Source organism: Stutzerimonas chloritidismutans (genome assembly GCF_051486945.1).
Lineage (GTDB): Bacteria > Pseudomonadota > Gammaproteobacteria > Pseudomonadales > Pseudomonadaceae > Stutzerimonas > Stutzerimonas chloritidismutans_B.
Genome location: NZ_JAHVDX010000002.1, coordinates 478,581 through 494,572, shown reverse-complemented (window position 1 = coordinate 494,572; position 15,992 = coordinate 478,581). Strand labels below are relative to the sequence as shown.

General features: G+C 62.4%; 15 protein-coding genes. 7 read left to right on the top strand and 8 right to left on the bottom strand.

The annotated features are described in order from the left end of the window. Positions 1-228 precede the first annotated feature (228 nt). On the top strand, positions 229-1,017 hold the full coding sequence (locus KXR72_RS09380; protein WP_437420842.1) for a WecB/TagA/CpsF family glycosyltransferase: 789 nt from the start codon (positions 229-231) through the stop codon (positions 1,015-1,017). A 138-nt stretch (positions 1,018-1,155) separates the two neighbouring features. Here KXR72_RS09380 and KXR72_RS09375 read toward each other — a convergent pair whose 3' ends face one another. Further along, complete coding sequence (locus KXR72_RS09375) at positions 1,156-2,052, bottom strand: LysR family transcriptional regulator (RefSeq protein WP_437420841.1); 897 nt, start codon at positions 2,050-2,052, stop codon at positions 1,156-1,158. Between the two features lie 114 nt (positions 2,053-2,166). Here KXR72_RS09375 and KXR72_RS09370 point away from each other — a divergent pair, with 114 nt between their 5' ends. Continuing rightward, complete coding sequence (locus KXR72_RS09370; protein ID WP_437420840.1) at positions 2,167-2,580, top strand: VOC family protein; 414 nt, start codon at positions 2,167-2,169, stop codon at positions 2,578-2,580. Between the two features lie 10 nt (positions 2,581-2,590). Further along, the gene (locus KXR72_RS09365; protein WP_437420839.1) at positions 2,591-3,178 is read left to right on the top strand and encodes a glutathione S-transferase family protein; all 588 of its coding nucleotides are present in this window, start codon (positions 2,591-2,593) and stop codon (positions 3,176-3,178) included. A gap of 70 nt (positions 3,179-3,248) precedes the next feature. On the opposite strand, the gene KXR72_RS09360 is transcribed toward KXR72_RS09365, so the two are convergent. Continuing rightward, on the bottom strand, positions 3,249-4,181 hold the full coding sequence (locus tag KXR72_RS09360; protein ID WP_437420838.1) for an alpha/beta fold hydrolase: 933 nt from the start codon (positions 4,179-4,181) through the stop codon (positions 3,249-3,251). Positions 4,182-4,300: 119 nt separating this feature from the next. On the opposite strand from KXR72_RS09360, the gene KXR72_RS09355 reads away from it, so the two are divergent. The 4 genes from KXR72_RS09355 (at position 4,301) to KXR72_RS09340 (ending at position 11,610) form a co-directional block, all read left to right on the top strand. Beyond that, entirely contained in the window at positions 4,301-5,143 is an 843-nt protein-coding gene (locus KXR72_RS09355; RefSeq protein ID WP_437420837.1) for a cupin domain-containing protein, read from the top strand. Positions 5,144-5,600: 457 nt separating this feature from the next. Next, a complete protein-coding gene (locus KXR72_RS09350) occupies positions 5,601-8,501 on the top strand; it encodes a PAS domain-containing protein (protein WP_437420836.1) in 2,901 nt (966 codons plus the stop codon). 165 nt (positions 8,502-8,666) lie between these two features. After that, positions 8,667-10,604 (top strand): DNA topoisomerase III, encoded by a 1,938-nt coding sequence (locus tag KXR72_RS09345; RefSeq protein WP_437420835.1) that lies wholly within the window; start codon positions 8,667-8,669, stop codon positions 10,602-10,604. A gap of 64 nt (positions 10,605-10,668) precedes the next feature. Then, positions 10,669-11,610 carry a class I SAM-dependent methyltransferase gene (locus KXR72_RS09340; RefSeq protein WP_437420834.1) on the top strand — a complete coding sequence of 314 codons (942 nt, stop codon included), beginning with the start codon at positions 10,669-10,671 and terminating at the stop codon, positions 11,608-11,610. 18 nt (positions 11,611-11,628) lie between these two features. Here the strand turns inward: KXR72_RS09340 and KXR72_RS09335 are convergent, their stop codons facing one another. From KXR72_RS09335 to KXR72_RS09310, 6 genes are all read right to left on the bottom strand, one after another. Next, a complete protein-coding gene (locus KXR72_RS09335; RefSeq protein ID WP_437420833.1) occupies positions 11,629-12,300 on the bottom strand; it encodes a TetR/AcrR family transcriptional regulator in 672 nt (223 codons plus the stop codon). 261 nt (positions 12,301-12,561) lie between these two features. Continuing rightward, positions 12,562-13,350 carry an outer membrane protein OmpK gene (locus KXR72_RS09330; protein WP_437420832.1) on the bottom strand — a complete coding sequence of 263 codons (789 nt, stop codon included), beginning with the start codon at positions 13,348-13,350 and terminating at the stop codon, positions 12,562-12,564. Positions 13,351-13,686: 336 nt separating this feature from the next. Beyond that, a complete protein-coding gene (locus KXR72_RS09325) occupies positions 13,687-14,523 on the bottom strand; it encodes a CsgG/HfaB family protein (protein WP_437420831.1) in 837 nt (278 codons plus the stop codon). A gap of 19 nt (positions 14,524-14,542) precedes the next feature. Next, on the bottom strand, positions 14,543-14,950 hold the full coding sequence (locus KXR72_RS09320) for a curli assembly protein CsgF (protein WP_437420830.1): 408 nt from the start codon (positions 14,948-14,950) through the stop codon (positions 14,543-14,545). Further along, positions 14,947-15,138, bottom strand: a complete 192-nt coding sequence (locus KXR72_RS09315) for a hypothetical protein (protein WP_437420829.1) — start codon at positions 15,136-15,138, stop codon at positions 14,947-14,949. Before KXR72_RS09315 ends, KXR72_RS09320 begins: the two co-directional genes overlap by 4 nt. Further along, positions 15,135-15,782, bottom strand: a complete 648-nt coding sequence (locus KXR72_RS09310) for a LuxR C-terminal-related transcriptional regulator (RefSeq protein ID WP_437420828.1) — start codon at positions 15,780-15,782, stop codon at positions 15,135-15,137. Before KXR72_RS09310 ends, KXR72_RS09315 begins: the two co-directional genes overlap by 4 nt. Positions 15,783-15,992 lie beyond the last annotated feature (210 nt).

Genomic DNA, 15,992 nt, shown 5'->3' with positions numbered 1-15,992 from the left:
CCCACTCATAGCAATTCAGCCCTTTCCTTCCTCCCCACGCTCAACGACTGACCCGCGCAGTTCCGCCGAAAAGGCCTGCTGCTGGTCAGGCGCCTCGGCACCTCGCCCGAACCTCTGCGTTCGGCCGGGTTCAGTTTTAAGAGCAGTCACAGCTACGGCAATGAATCGCTGAGCTGAGCTTTAACGTACCCCGCGTGCAGTGCCACGCGCCGAACGAGGAGAGAGCTTTTGCAGAAGTCCCCGGGACGCACGGAGCCTCATGGAAACCAGCGACCCTCCTGTAGCAGCAGGCAAAGCACGATCAGAGGGTTCGATATCGATTTCTACGACGGGTCGAATGCCGAGCTCATCGACCATGTCATCACGGCGAGCGGGCGTGCGTTCAGCTATATCGTCACGCCGAACGTGAACCATGTGGTCCGGCTCGAAGACGACACTGAACTGCGCCGCGCCTATGCCGCGGCGAGCCACCGGATTTGCGACAGCCAAGTGTTGAAACGCTTGATGGCATTGCTGCGTACCCCGGTGCCGGAGGTAATCCCCGGCAGCAACCTGACCGGAGAATTGATGGACATTGCCGAGGCGAGGGCGTGGCGCGTGACGGTGATTGGCAGTGACGCCACGGAAATGCGAACGATGCGTCGGCGATACCCGAACGTGACGTTCTTGCATCACAACCCCCCGATGGGGTTCTTCGACCACCCGCAGGAGGTTCAGGCGTGCCTGGACTTCGTCATCGACCACCCCGCCGAGCTGGTGGTGCTTGCCGTCGGCTGCCCGCGGCAGGAAATCCTGGGGCATTTGATCCAGGAAGATGGGCGAGCACGAGGGGTTGGACTGTGTGTCGGAGCATCGATTGACTTCCTCTCCGGCAAGGTCAAGCGGGCGCCGAGATGGATGCAACGGATGTCACTCGAATGGCTGCACCGGATGTGTACCGAGCCGCGGCGGCTGGCAAAGCGCTACGCCAACGATGCGGTGCGCATGGTCCCCATTCTGTACCGGCAGTTTCGATGACCTGCCTGGACCTGGCGATTCGCTCATGACAGCGCGACGAGCGCCAGAGCGGGCCTCGCCTTGGCTATTGCTGTCGAGAGGCTAGCGAGGCTGGTTGCGGATTGGTCGATGGCCGTGGCCGCATGCGATTTTTCTCCCTCAACCCGGCCTCGGCACCCCCTTTTCCAGCCGTGGGCACAGCCATTCGACGAAGGCTCGCACCCGCGGCGACAGTTGTAAGGCGTGCGGGTAGACCAGCTGGATGGGCAGGTCGTCCGGTTCGTAGTCCTTCAGCACTCTCACCAGGCTGCCGTCGGCCAGTTCGTCGGCGACCTGGTAGTGCATCAGCCGCGTGATGCCCAGGCCTTGAACGCAGGCGAGGCTGGCGGTGCGGATCTGGTTAGTCGTCAGGCGTGGGGTGATTTCCTCGGGATGGTCCTTGCCGTCGAGACGGTAGTACCAATGGCGCCCCTGGGCAGCGAAGGCGATGCAGGGGTGCTGTCTCAGTTCAGCCGGGGTGTCGATGGCCGGGGCGGCGTTCAGGTAGGCGGGACTGGCGCATGTGACCAGCCGGGTGGTGCCAATCTGGCGCGCCACCATGGCCGAATCGGGCAGGCGGCCAATGCGCAGGGCGAGGTCTAGCCCTTCGTCAAGCAGCGGCACGATCACATCGTTCAGGCTCAACTCGACCCGCATCTGCGGATGCTCCATGAGGAAGGCGTTGACCAGCGGCGCGATGTAACGTTGGCCGAACTCCACCGGGGCAGTGAGGCGCAGCAGGCCGCGCACGGCGCCGTCGCTCGTCTCCAGCCGCTGCTCCATGTCGGCGAACTCGGCCAATATCCGCCGGCTCCAGGCCAGATACTCGGCGCCCTCGTCGGTAAGGGCCATGCGCCGGGTGCTGCGGTTCAGCAGGCGTATACCCAGCTGGCGTTCGAGCGCGGCGAGCGAGCGCACCACCGACGCCACAGATTGCCCACTGGCATCGGCGGCCGAACTCAGGCTGCCGTTATCGACGATGCGTACGAAGTTGGCCATTGCCTTGAGCTTGTCCATTGCCACCTGCGGATTTGTGCGATTGCTGCATAGATGTTGTCAGGTCGGCGGCATAGGTGAAACGCCCCCACCGGCTGACACTGTCAGGGCCCTATAGTCACTGGAGTGTCGCACATGACCCAATCATCCAGCCCCGCCCGGATCCTCGCCTACGACCACATCGGCATCCGGGTCAGCGATCGAAACCGCGTGATGGCCTTTTATCAGGCGCTGGGCTTCGTCGAAAGCGCGAGCTTTCCGCTGTTCGAAGCCAACGAAATGCTCAGCGCGGATGGCGTACGCATCAATTTGATCTTCAACGGCGCCCGGTCACCCGACGCGCACAACCCACTGCTGGATGCGCCGATAAAGCGGCCCGGCATGACCCACCCTGCGTTCATCGTCGATGACCTCGATGCGCTTCAGCACTGGCTGGGCGAGCGAGACATCGTCATCACCGAGGGGCCGCATGCCATTGGCCCGAGGCGCGTTGCGCTGTTCATCCGCGACCCGGATGGCAACGTCCTTGAATTCAATCAACTCGTTTGAGAGGTACACCATGAAACTCTATGACGTGGAAGCATCCGGCAACTGCTACAAAGTACGGATGTTCGCCTCGCTGGCGGATATTGGGCTCGATCTGGTGCCTGTGGATTTCGCCAGCGGCGCGCACAAAAAACCGCCACTGTCGGAACTCAACCCGCTGGAGCAAGTGCCCGTCCTCGAGGATGACGGCTACGTGATCCGCGATTCACAGGCCATTCTGGTCTACCTTGCCGCGACCTATGGCGGCCTGGCCTGGTGGCCGGACCACGGCCGTGGGCAAGCCGACATCGTGCAGTGGCTGTCCTTTGCCGCTAATGAGGTCCAGCACAGCCTTTGTGCCGCGCGGCTGGTGCAGAAGTTTGGCTATCCGCTTGACCAGGAGGCGGCGCTGGCGAAAGCGCCGGCTGTGCTCGAGCTGCTGGATGAGCATCTACAGCGCCACGACTGGCTGGCGATCAGCCGGCCGACTATCGCCGACTGCGCGGTCTACCCCTACGTCGTGCTGGCGCCGGAAGGCGATGTCGATCTTGCGCCGTATGCAAACGTCGCGCGCTGGATGGCCCGCATCGAGCGTCTGCCGGGCTACCTGCCCAAGCCTTGATTGCTCAGCGTCGTAAACAGCTCAGGGATGCCGAAGCTCGCGCTTGGCATCCCTGAGTGCTGCCGCTCGTTTACTCGTCGCGCAGGAACTTCAGCAGGTCCTGATTCAGTTGGTCCTTATGGGTGTCCGCCAGGCCATGTGGGGCGCCCTTGTAGATGATGAGCTTGGCGTCTTTGATGAGCGCCGCCGAGGCCTTGCCGGAGGTTTCGATCGGTACGATCTGGTCATCGTCGCCGTGGACCACCAGGGTAGGAACGTCGAACTTCGCGAGGTCCGGCCTGAAGTCCGTCGCGGAGAAGGCGGCGATGGAATCGTAGGTGTTCTTCGCGCCGGCCATCATGCCCTGCCGCCAGAACGACTGGATCCGGCCTTGCGAGGGTTCGGCGCCGGGGCGGTTGTAGCCGAAGAACGGCCCAGAGGCGATGTCCAGATACAGCTGGGAGCGGTCCTCGTTGGAAGCCTTGCGCAGCCCGTCGAAGACTGACAGGGGCAGCCCGTTCGGGTTGCTGTCTGTCTTCAGCATGATCGGTGGAACGGCGCTGATCAGCGCGGCTTTCTTGACCAGGCGAGTGCCATGCCTGCCGATGTAACGGGCCACCTCGCCACCGCCGGTGGAGAAGCCAACCAGGGTCACATCCTTCACGTTCAGCGCGTCAATCACCGCCGCGAGGTCGTCCGCGTAGTGGTCCATGTCGTTGCCATCCCAAGGCTGGCTGGAGCGGCCATGCCCGCGGCGGTCATGCGCAATGACGCGGTAGCCTTTGTCTGCCAGAAATTGCATCTGCGATTCCCAGCTGTCCGAGCTGAGCGGCCAGCCGTGGCTGAACATAACGACCTGACCGTTCTTGGGGCCCCAGTCCTTGTAGTACAGCTCCACCCCGTCTTGAGTGGTCACGGTACTGGCCGAGCGAGCGGCCTCGTTCAAGGAGTCAGCGGCCAGCGCCATGACGGGCAGGGCTGCGGTTGCGAATACTGCAAGGGCGTTGCGCGGGGATTTGTTCATGGTCTGTTCCTCTCGTTCAGCAAGGTTGTAGGTGGTGTTGCGTTGACGGGAGACAGTATCTAGGGCTATACGATACGGAAACTCGCTTTTTGTCCTTAATTCTTAACGGATCGTATTTGATGGTTGATCGATTGGCTGGCCTGCTGGGGCATTTCGCCGTCAGCGCCCGTACCTTCCAGGCGGGGCCTCTCTGTGGCATCAACACCCTGGATGGCGACCTTCCGTATGGGCAGTTGCACCTTTTGAAGCAGGGCAGGGCGGAGGTGTGGCATGGCAATGCGCGGGTGCATTGCCTCGATGGGCCTACATTGCTGTTTTATCCCCGGCCACATGCGCATCGGTTCGTGACCGACGCCGAACATGGCGCCGAGTTCGTGTGCGCCCATATCGCCTTTGAAGGCGACGCAGCCAACCCGCTCGCCAGGGCGTTGCCCACATGCGTGTGCCTTCCTCTTGCTGAGCTACCCGATAGCGTGCCGGTGCTGTCGTTGCTGTTCGCCGAGGCAGAGGCCAGCAATTGCGGGCGTCAGGCCATGCTGGATCGTCTGTTCGAGGTGCTATTGATCCAGCTGTTGAGGCAATTGATGGAGAACGGCAGCACACAGGTCGGTTTGCTCGCGGGCCTCGCTCACCAACAATTGCGGCGGGCGATCGCGGCGATCCACCAGGCGCCGGAACGGAACTGGTCCGTTGAAACGCTGGCGGCCGAGGCGGGGATGTCGCGAAGCGTGTTCGCGAATCGGTTTCGTGACGCGGTGGGCGAGACGCCGGCGAGCTATCTGCAGCGCTGGCGAATCGGGTTGGTTCAGAAGTGGTTGTTGAACGGCCAGCCCCTCCGCCTGATCGCCGATGAAGCGGGTTACAGCGGGGAGGCTGCGCTTTCGCGCGCGTTCAAATCCCAATGCGGGGTATCGCCCCGGGTATGGCTCAATCAGCAGCGGGCGGATGCGACGGGCAGGTGAATGTGCCCGGTATTGCGGTCCGATCCGCCGCCCCCCATCCGTCAGCGCTGGGTGACCGTTGCGGTGTTGAAGGCGCCGCTCTGTGAGATCACGGCCGTGTCGGTGCCCGTGCCGATGTTATAGGTGCCCGGGATCAGGAATGCGCGATTGCCGGTGCCGGTCTGGTCGATGATGCCGGGTATCGCCGATCGCCCAGGTGCTGCGCTGTGAGGCTTCGAACAGGCTGTTGGAGCTGGACTGGGCGATGTCGAGCAGGTTGGCGCTGCCGTCCCGGTGAATGTCGAAAAGAATTGCGCTCGCCGTTGGATTCGCCAGTCACGTAATCGCTGGGGCCGCCTTGCCCGGCAGCCGGTTGTCGTTGACGGTCATCTGCGGGCGCGTCGGTCTGTGCAAACCCTGACGCTTTCTGGTCTGATTGAAACCATCCGTTTCGGTACCCCTAGCCTCAAAGGTCGTCATGTCACTGGAAAAACTTACTCGACAAGCGCTTGAGGCTGAGGTGCTACATCTGCGTGCTGCGCTCGCCGAGCGTGAGCAGGAAATTGGCCCATCAGAATTCATTGATGCCGCTATACGCGGAACTGGCGGCCGGAGCGGGATCGAACCGGCGTACGTTTCGACTGACCGCGAAGGGAGCGTCACCTGTTGGAGCGCCGACGCTGAGCGTATTTTCGGCTGGCCCGCCGAACTGATTGTGGGGCACAGCGTTGAGCGAATCCTGACGCCAAACGACCGAGCCGAGCGCGTGGCCGAGTTTGAGATGCGAAAGGCATTGGAGACTGGACTCGCTGCAGGGCATCGCTATCTCCTGCGTAAGGATGGCGAGCGTCTGTGGGCGGCGATCGAGATTTCGCCCACGCGGGACGAGGACAGCCTACACACAGGCTTTCTCTGGATGCTGCATGAGCCTGCAGGCGCCCAGGCAGCCGGTTCGGATGCCGACGAGGCCCATGAACGTTACCGGTTGGCTACCAAAGCGACCAATGACGCGGTTTGGGACTGGGACCTGCATTCGAACCACGTCATCTGGAACGAGGCGTTAGGCACCGCCTACGGCCACCAGCTAAGTGAGGTTGGCAGCTCAGGGGAATGGTGGGTTGCGCATATCCACCCGGAAGATCGGGAGCGTATCCATTCCTCTATCCACGCTGTCATCCATGGCAGCGGAACGACATGGAGCGGTGAATATCGTTTCCTGCGCAGCGATGGTTCGTATGCGGACGTGTTGGATCGCGGCCAGGTTATACGGGATGTTAGCGGGCGGGCTGTCCGCATGATCGGGGCAATGCTCGATCTCACCCGTATGCGAGCTGCAGAGACAGCACTGCGTGATAGCGAAGAGCGATTCCGAACGATCCTGGAAACGATCGACGCGGCCTTTGCAATCGTTCAGGTGAAGTTCGATGATCTTGATCGCCCGGTCAACTATCGCTTCGTCGATGTGAACCCTGCCTTTGAACGGCAAGCCGGCGTCGACCTGCGTGGCAAATGGGTAACAGAGTTCGCGCCGGATCTTGAGCAGTTCTGGTTCGACACCTATGGGCGTGTCGCCAGGACTGGAGAGCCCGCAAATTTTGAAAACTACGCTCAAGCCTTTAGCCGATGGTTCGATGTCCGGGCGGTTCGCGTGGGCGACCCGGCGGACCGTCAGATTGCCATTCTGTTTAGCGATGTCACCCAGCGACGTAGCGCCGAAGAAAGGCTCAAAGTCAGCGAATCCATTGCTCGAGAGAACGTTCAACGGGTTCAGCTTGCGCTTGCAGCCGGTGCAATCATCGGTACCTGGAACTGGGATTTGCCAACCGATCGCTTCACGGTGGACGAAGGCTTCGCACGAGCCTTCGGTCTTGACCCTGCCTTGGGGCGGACAGGCCTGAGCCTTGAGCAAATCATCGCGACCGTACACCCGGAGGATCGGGACGGACTGATTACGGCGATCAACGGAGTTATTGCACGCGGAGGCGCCTATGCCCATCAGTACCGGGTTCGCCGCGCCAACGGTAAATACTACTGGATCGAAGCAAACGGACGTGTCGACCACGACGACAACGGCACGCCGCAAAATTTTCCCGGGGTCCTGATCGATGTAGAAGACAGGCGATCCATCGAGGCTGAGCGCGACCGGGCCACTGCTGCGCTGCGTGCTTTAAACGATACGCTGGAGCAGCGCGTAGCCGAGCGGACAGCAGAGCTGATCCAAGCGGAAGAAAAGCTGCGCCAGTCTCAGAAAATGGAGGCGGTCGGCCAACTGACCGGAGGGCTCGCGCATGACTTCAATAACCTGCTTGCCGGTATAACCGGTGCGCTTGAGCTGACCAGCCTGCGCATATCGCAGGGTCGAACAAACGAGGTCGACCGTTATCTGCACGCGGCGCAAGGGGCCGCGAGACGCGCCGCTGCGCTGACGCATCGGCTCCTGGCCTTCTCTCGACGCCAAACCCTGGACCCGCAGCCGATCGATGTGAATGTGCTGGTCGATGGAATGATCGAGCTTGTCCAGCGTAGTGTCGGGCCGAGCATTGTTGTGACGACAACAAGCGCTGCGGATCTATGGCCGGCTTTCGTGGATGCAAGTCAGCTGGAAAATGCAGTGCTGAATCTTTGCATCAACTCCCGCGACGCCATGCCGGACGGCGGACGCATCACCATCGAAACGGCCAATCACTGCCTCAATGCGGATGAGGCTAAGGCCTATGAGCTGCCTGAAGGTGAATACCTGTCGGTGAGCGTCACGGATATTGGCACCGGCATGACTCCCGAGCTCATAGCCAAGGCTTTTGATCCATTTTTCACAACGAAACCAATTGGCCAGGGCACCGGTCTTGGCCTCTCGATGATCTATGGGTTCGCCAAACAGTCTGGGGGCCAGGTGCGCGTGGACTCTCAGGTTGGAAAGGGAACCACGATGCGGATCTACCTACCGCGTTACCACGGCAGCGCCAGCACCAGCGTTGCGGGACCAGGTAAGTCGGTGAGCGCCCCGACACCGGCCTATGGAACCATACTGATCGTGGACGACGAGCCTACGGTTCGCCTGCTGCTCATGGATGCACTAGGAGACCTTGGTTACACACTTCTGGAAGCCTGCGACAGTGTATCGGGGTTGGAAATCCTGAGATCCGGGGTGAGCATCGACTTATTGATCACCGATGTAGGCTTGCCCGGTGGGATGAACGGCCGCCAGATGGCCGACGCCGGACGAGAAGTCCGGCCAGACTTGCGAACCCTCTTTATTACCGGCTACGCAGAAAACGCGGCACTCGGGGATAGCTCTATAGGGCCGGGGATGCAAGTGCTTACGAAGCCGTTTGCAATCGAGACGCTCGTTTCGCGGGTTCTGAAGCTATTGCGTTCCTAGGCACCGGTGGTATCGCAGAGGCGGAGTCGCTCGACCGGCAATCAATCGAACATGCCAGTCGGCCCTGATCATGGGTCAAATATCTGTATATCCATACAGATATTTCTTGCCTGCCGCTGCCTCGCTGCGCATGCTGTACGGCACGTAACGACTCAGTGAAGACCGATGCGGCTGTTTCTCTGCGAAAAACCCTCTCAGGCCAAGGACATTGCCAAGGTGCTGGGCGCCACGCGGCGTGGGGATGGGTGCTGGACCGGCGATGGCGTGACAGTGACCTGGTGCATCGGGCACCTGCTCGAAACCGCGCCGCCTGACAGCTACGACGCCCGCTACAAGCGCTGGGTGCTGACCGATCTGCCCATCGTGCCTGAGCGCTGGAAGATGGAGGTCAAGGCCAAGACCGCCAGCCAGTACAAGGCGGTCAAGCGCCTGCTCGGGCAGGCCAGTGAACTGGTTATCGCGACTGACGCCGACCGCGAGGGCGAAATGATCGCGCGGGAGCTGGTCGAGCACTGTCGCTACCGCGGGCCGGTCCAGCGCCTCTGGCTTTCGGCACTGGACGATGCCTCGATCCGTAAGGCGCTCGGCGCGCTCAAGCCGGGCGCCGAGACCTTCAACCTCTACCAGTCTGCATTGGGACGCTCGCGGGCCGACTGGCTCATTGGCATGAACATGAGCCGGCTGTTCACCCTGCTCGGTAGGCAGTCCGGCTATCAGGGTGTGCTGCCGGTGGGGCGCGTGCAGACGCCGACGCTGCGGCTGGTGGTCGACCGGGATCGGAGCATCGCCGATTTCGTCCCGCAGCCGTTCTGGACGATCGAGGTGCAGTTGCTCGGCGAGCAAGCCGAGCCTTTCACCGCGCAGTGGCGAGCGCCGGAGACGGCCTGTGATGAGCAGGGCCGCTGCCTCGATCCGCGCCTGGCCCGCAGCGCCGAAGAGGCCATGCGCGCGGTTGGCTCGGCGCACCTGGTCAAGCTCAAGACCGAACGCCTGCGCGAGCCGGCACCGCTGCCGTTCGATCTGGGCACGCTGCAGGAAATCTGTTCCAAGCGCCTGGGGCTGGGCGCTCAGGAGACGCTCGACATCGCCCAGACGTTGTACGAGACACACAAGCTGATCACCTACCCGCGCAGTGATTGCGGTTATCTGCCGGTGAGCCAGCACAGCGAGGCGCCGGCGATCCTGCGCGCATTGGCGCAGGCTGATCCGGGGCTGGCCGACCTGCAACCGCATCTTGAGCCCGGGCGGCGTTCACGCGCCTGGAACGATGCCAAGGTCGGTGCGCACCACGGCATCATTCCGACCGCGGCGGCGCGTGGTTTCGAGCGGCTGGTGGGCAAACCACGTGCGGTCTACGCGCTGATCCGCGCGCGTTACCTTGCACAGTTCTTACCCAATCACGAATTCGACCGCACCCAGGCGGATTTCGACTGCGCCGGCCAGGCACTGCGTGCGGTCGGCAAACAAATCGTCGAGCCGGGTTGGAAGCGGGCGATGCCTGAAGCCTTGGCGCGAGGCCGCGAAGCGCCTGAGCCACAGCGCTTGCCTGTTATGCGCGAAGGCATGTCGTGCCCGATCTTCGACATCCACCTGAAGGACCTCTGGACCCAGCCGCCCAAGCCATACACCGAAGGCGACTTGATCAAGGCCATGAAGAATGTCGCCAAGCTGGTGGACGACCCACGGCTCAAGCAAAAGCTCAAGGACACGACCGGTATCGGCACCGAAGCGACTCGGGCCGGCATTATCCAGGGCCTGCTCGACCGCGGTTACCTGATCAAGCAAGGCAAGGCGCTGAGCGCGACCCCAGCGGCTTTCAGCCTGATCGACGCGGTGCCGCGTGCGATCGCCGATCCGGGCACCACGGCTATTTGGGAACAGGCACTGGACATGGTCCAGAGCGGCGAGATGAGCCTGGATGAATTCGTCGCCAAGCAATCGGCGTGGATGAGCAAGCAGGTCGAGCGGTGCAAGGGCGTTCGCCTGACGATCAGTGGCCCGGCCATGCCGGCCGGTCGCGCCGCACCCTGGAAGAAGAAGCGCAAGGGTGGCAAGACGGGCGCCCGTAGCCGTCGCACGGCGAAGACAGCCAGCCCGGCCTGACGGCCCCGCTGCAGATGGCGGGGTTCGGGTTTAGAATGCGCGGCTTTTCCAAACGGCCTTTGCCATGAACCTCAATGCTCTTGCCACCCTCCGCGAACACCTGATCCAGGCGCTATCGCAGGTGCCGGACGAAGCCCGGCGACTCTTCCATGGCCGAGGGCGCTGCTGGGCGGGGCTGGAGCAGGTGACGGTCGATTGGTTGCAGGGCGTGGTGCTGGTCTCGTTGTTTCGTCAGCCGGCAGAGGCTGAACTCGAGGCGTTGATCCATATGCTGATCGCGCTCACCGAAGGCCAGCCGTGGCAGGCAAGTGGGGCGCATACCTTGCTGCTGCAGCATCGCTACCTGCCAGACAGCCACATGCAGCGGCTGGTCGGTGAGCCGGTCGAGGAGTGGGTGATCAACGAAGGCGGGCTACGCTTCAAGCTGGACCTTGGCATCAAGCAGAACAACGGCTTGTTTCTCGATATGCGCTACGGCCGGCGCTGGGTTCGTGAGCAGGCCCGTGGCAAACATGTGCTGAATTTGTTCGCTTATACCTGTGGCTTTTCCGTAGCGGCCATTGCCGGCGGCGCCGAGCGAGTGGTCAACCTGGACATGGCGCGAGCCGCGTTGAGCCGCGGGCGCGACAACCACCGCCTCAACGCGCATGACCTGGAGGAGGTCGCGTTCCTTGGGCACGAACTCTTCAGGTCGTGGGGTAAGGTCAAGAAGTTAGGCCCATACGACCTGGTAATCATCGACCCGCCATCGTTTCAAAAAGGCAGCTTCGCGCTAAGCCGGGACTACGCCAAAATTCTGCGGCGCCTGCCCGAGTTGCTGACCGCTACCGGCACCGTGCTCGCCTGCATCAACGACCCGGACACTGGGCCGGACTTTCTCGTCCAGGGCGTGGCCGCCGAAGCGCCAGAACTCCGGTTCGTCGAGCGGCTGGCCAACCCCCCGGAATTCCCCGATATCAGCGCTAACAGCGGTCTCAAGGCGCTGGTGTTCAGGCGCCAGCCCTGAGCCAGGCGACGACACCGCTCATGCCTCAGGCGGTGGCGTCAACCCGCAGCCCTTGAGAATGATGCGGATGAGGTTCTCGGTCGCCAGGGCATAGTCGCTGCGGGTCATGCGCTTGTTACCCGTAACGCGCTGGATCTGGTGGGAGAAGTCAGCGTAGTGCTGCGTGGCGCTCCAGATCAGAAAGATCAGGTGTGTCGGGTCCACCGGGTCCATCTTGCCGGCGGCGATCCAGGCCTCGAACACGGCAGCGCGGCCACGGAACCAGTTGCGGTAGTCCTGGTTGAAGTGCTCGGACAGGCATTCGCAACCACTGATGACCTCCATCGCGAAAATCTTCGAAGCCTCCGGGTTGCGTCGTGAAAACTCCATTTTGATGCGGATGTAGTCAGCCAGCGCTTGTGCCGGGTCGTCATCGACAGTCAGGTCATCGAAGGCCGTATCCCAGAGCTCAAGGATGTGGCGCATGACCTCGACGTATAGTCCGAGCTTGCTGGTGAAGTAGTAATGCAGATTGGCCTTCGGCAGCCCGGCACGCAGGGCGATGGCGCTCATGCTGGTGCCCTTGAAGCCGTGACGGGCGAACTCTTCCGCGGCGGCGGTGAGGATCGTCTCTTCGTTCTTCTGACGAATGCGTCCTGCGGGTTTTCCGGTGGAGGTATAGATCGGCAATGTCGCTTCGTTCTTGTTCATGGTCCCTTGCCCCTGAGCAGTGGCGTCCGGCCGCCACCGTGCTGATCAATGATGCCTGATGGGGAGGGGCGACGATAACCGGCTCGCTGCGGTCGCTGAGCCGAACCAACATAGATGCTTTGGCCTGACGACAGGCCGCCCACGAGAAGCTGAGTTGCGGCAAGCGGTGGGGGAGTCGCGCCCCGCGAGAGAGCCGGCCACCGGCCGGCCCGACTTCTGCGATGGCCGAGCTCAACGCTCGGCCGGCCCGCAGGCGCGCGTTTAGAAATGCGCCTTGACGATGAAGTTGGTCACGTTGTTATCGGTGTTGAAGGCGCTGCTGTCCTCGATGCCGTACTTGTTCGACCAGTAGTCGTACTCGACACCGACATAAAGCGTGCCGGGGGTATAGTCCAGCGCCTTGCCCAGGTCGTATTTCACTTGCGGGTTGAAGTGGAAGTTCTTGGCGAGGTAGTCGCCCTTGGACTTGGAACCGGCGTCGTTGACGACCCAGTCGATGTAACCGTCGATCAGGATGTCGGACTTGCCGACTGGGACGGTGATCGCCCAGGTCGGGGTGATCTGCCATTGGCCGCCCGGCTTGCCGGTGATGCCGTCGGGCTTGCGGTAATAGGTGTTGATCGCCAGGCGGTCGAAGCCGGGCACCTTCAGGTCGACGGCCGGGCCGAGCAGGTAGTTGCGGTTGCGGCCTTCGCCACGCTCGTAGGTGGCCGAGAGCAGAATGTCGGTCACCGGACCGAAGGAGAGGTCGGCCCCGGTGAGCTTGCCGAGCGACAGGCGCGGGCTGAATTCGCCGTAGTAGGTGTGGCCTTCGCCGCCGGACAGGCCGTTGTACCACTTGTTATCGACGAACAGGAACATGTCGCCCCAGGTCCAGCCACTGGCGTGTTCGAAGGTAATGGTCTGCTGGATTTCGCCGGCGTCTACGGCGAAATTCTTGCCGTACAGGTAGGTCAGGCTGTTGTTCTGCCACAACATCGGCGCGGCCATGGCGTGGCCGCTGAGGATCAACCCGGCCGCGAGCGCGGCGGTGGTGAGGCTGCGTTTCATCGTGTGCTCCTTGGGGTGCAGTTGAGACTGCTTGTAGTAGTTGTCCAAGCGGTCAGGCTTTGCTCGTAAAGCAATGCCCGCGCCAAGTGATAAGGCGCAGCGTAAATAACACAGAAGCCCTGATTTTTCATGGAATTAAGCAGGCGGCAACGCCGCAGGGCGGGGCCTGATGGGGCGTGAATTCCTGACCAATGCCTCAAATAAGCGGAGCGGGCCGTGGGGCTGCTCCGTTTTGGGGCGACGCTGAACGCGAGGAGGGGGGTAACCCGCCACCAGTGAAGGGCGACGGGCGGGTCAGTGCCTGATGGTCAGTGTTTGATCGTCAGGATCGGATGGTCAGAGCTTGGTAGGCATGCTGCGGTACTTGGCCAGCGCGTCCTTGACGGAGGGGGAGCTGTCGGCGGTTTGCCAGAGGCGGCGGTCCACGCCCTGCGCGATCAAGTGCGCGACGGCGGCCTCGATGGCCGACAGCACGCAGAGCTGAGCGGGCTCATTGGTGGTGTAGCCGGCTTCGGCCTCGAGCAGCTCCTTGAACTCGATGAACTTGTAAACGTTGGCGTTGCGTCCGATCGAGTAGATCGTCTTGGTGGTCATGACATTGGACAAGACCTGGCCGCTGCGCACGTCTACCGCTCGCAGGTTCACCGTGACCTGGTCGACCCGGTATTCCTGCGAGACACCAATGCCCAAGTAGCGCGCACCCTGGCCGCCACTGCGCACATTGGTTTCGTACGCGACGATGGCGCCTTCCATGATGATGTTCGCCGCCAGCAGCGATGGCAGCTCGTTCTGAATGTTCGGTGCTACGTCGGGCTTGGCCTGCGAGGCGCGGATGATCTTGCGCTCGGTAAGTACGTTCTGCAGCCCTTCGCGTTCCAGCACGATGAACCAGCCGCTGGCCTGCATGGCATCGACGAGCATGCTCGCCGCACCCTGCGTGACGGCAGTAGAGAACGAGCTGGCCGGGCTCGGCTTGTATTGCCCGGTCTGGTCCCGGAAGCCATACACAGCGGCGACCAGCGGACCCTTGGGGCGCGGTAATTCGAGCAGGTCTTGGTAAGTGGAGGTACGTGGGGTAAGGGTTGGGGTTTCCTGGTCGGCGGGCATCGGATCACGCACGGCACAACCTTGCAGCAGGGCCATCATCCCCATGGCGACAATTAGGCTTCTCATGGCCTTTAGTTGCTCCTAGTCAGTTCTGTCCGATCACGATCTCGGAGGTCTCGCCGGTCAAGCGGTCGGTAATGTTCACCACCAGATTGCCCAGGTCGTCGTTGATGATGCTGACGATGAAATCGTCGGTGGTGATCGAGCCGGTCTTGCCATCGCGCACGTCGCCGAGCAGGTCCGACAGCAGGCGCGACTCGAGCTGGCTGGTGAAGCGGTCCAGCGCCGAGGTGCCGGTCAGCGACGAGCGATCGAGCGCGTTCGGGTCCTTGGTGTCGTTCTGCGCCTGGGCGTTGCCGAGCAGCCAGGCGCCGTTGAGCGGGTTGCCGCCGAACGACGGGTTGACGGGGGAGTAGACCAGTTCGGTCGCGCCGACGCTGGTGCTGAGCAACAGGCAGGCCAGCAGGCCGGCGGGAGGGTGGAGCCGGGTCATGACAGGTCCTTCGCTAGGTCGGGGATGAGATCAAACGATGCTTGGACTTCTTTACGTTTTTTCGCACGCAACCAGTTGGCATGCTGCCGGCGTGCCCTGATGGCATTGAGCGTTGCGGCTTCGCGCGGGTTGCTGGCAATCGCCAGAGGCCTGCTGAACAGGCCCGCCCCCCGCGCGAGGGTCGTCAAGCCAGGGCCTCGGCAACGTGGCCGAGCACCAGGGATGCGCCCTGTGCACGGTTGGACGCCCCCAGTTTGCCAAGAGCGTTATGGATGTGGCTCTTGATGGTGTGGGTGCTCAGGTGCAGGCGCTCGGCAATTTCGGCGTTCGACAGGCCTTTGCCGGCGAGCGCGAGGATCTGCTTCTCGCGTTCGGACAGGTCGTCGATGGCGCGCGAGGCGCTGGTGAGTTCGCGGTAGCGGCCGAGCAGCTTCTCCATGAGAGCGCGGGGCAGCCAGTCGCCGCCTTCGAGGATGGTGGCGATGCCGCGCTGCAAGATGCTGCGGCTGGTCGAGGGATAGAACACGCCTCGGATCCAGGGGTGCCGGACGAGCAGGGTGCGGGCCTGATCCGGTTGCGCGTTGATCAGCGCGGTCGGCACGTCACGCAGCTGGCGCAGCAGGCGTTCGCACTCCGGGCCGGCGAAGCTGGCGACATCGATCAGCACCAGGTCCATGTCCGGCTGGCCACGCAGAACGGTACTGCGGTTCATGCGCAGTTGCGGCAGCTCGTGCAGGTATTGGCGCAGGGCGGTGTCCAGGACTTCGCTGTGGGACAACAGAGTGACTCGAGAGGGGGTGGATACGAGAGCGGAGCACGCTTTATCGATCATGAGCATTTCCTTTGCATGATGGGCACACCGGTGAAGCCGGTAATCCTTGCCGCGGTCGGTCGGCTCCGACAATTCTCCCCGAAACCTAGTTCAGTGTCGTGACAATAAAAAGTCGAAAATGAGAAGCTTCGCCAGTTTTCCGACGAGCTGCATGTGGATCCTCGACGGGCTTCGCCTGGTGGCTGGGATGAGAGCCGTCTAGAGTGGGAG

What these genes read in the sequence shown, in the direction of transcription:
- KXR72_RS09340 (WP_437420834.1), top strand. Translation starts at nt 10,669, where the DNA reads ATGAACCTCAATGCTCTTGCCACCCTCCGCGAACACCTGATCCAGGCG.
- KXR72_RS09365 (WP_437420839.1), top strand. Translation starts at nt 2,591, where the DNA reads ATGAAACTCTATGACGTGGAAGCATCCGGCAACTGCTACAAAGTACGG.
- KXR72_RS09320 (WP_437420830.1), bottom strand. Translation starts at nt 14,950, where the DNA reads ATGACCCGGCTCCACCCTCCCGCCGGCCTGCTGGCCTGCCTGTTGCTC.
- KXR72_RS09330 (WP_437420832.1), bottom strand. Translation starts at nt 13,350, where the DNA reads ATGAAACGCAGCCTCACCACCGCCGCGCTCGCGGCCGGGTTGATCCTC.
- KXR72_RS09370 (WP_437420840.1), top strand. Translation starts at nt 2,167, where the DNA reads ATGACCCAATCATCCAGCCCCGCCCGGATCCTCGCCTACGACCACATC.
- KXR72_RS09325 (WP_437420831.1), bottom strand. Translation starts at nt 14,523, where the DNA reads ATGAGAAGCCTAATTGTCGCCATGGGGATGATGGCCCTGCTGCAAGGT.
- KXR72_RS09310 (WP_437420828.1), bottom strand. Translation starts at nt 15,782, where the DNA reads ATGATCGATAAAGCGTGCTCCGCTCTCGTATCCACCCCCTCTCGAGTC.
- KXR72_RS09355 (WP_437420837.1), top strand. Translation starts at nt 4,301, where the DNA reads ATGGTTGATCGATTGGCTGGCCTGCTGGGGCATTTCGCCGTCAGCGCC.
- KXR72_RS09345 (WP_437420835.1), top strand. Translation starts at nt 8,667, where the DNA reads ATGCGGCTGTTTCTCTGCGAAAAACCCTCTCAGGCCAAGGACATTGCC.
- KXR72_RS09350 (WP_437420836.1), top strand. Translation starts at nt 5,601, where the DNA reads ATGTCACTGGAAAAACTTACTCGACAAGCGCTTGAGGCTGAGGTGCTA.
- KXR72_RS09360 (WP_437420838.1), bottom strand. Translation starts at nt 4,181, where the DNA reads ATGAACAAATCCCCGCGCAACGCCCTTGCAGTATTCGCAACCGCAGCC.
- KXR72_RS09335 (WP_437420833.1), bottom strand. Translation starts at nt 12,300, where the DNA reads ATGAACAAGAACGAAGCGACATTGCCGATCTATACCTCCACCGGAAAA.
- KXR72_RS09375 (WP_437420841.1), bottom strand. Translation starts at nt 2,052, where the DNA reads ATGGACAAGCTCAAGGCAATGGCCAACTTCGTACGCATCGTCGATAAC.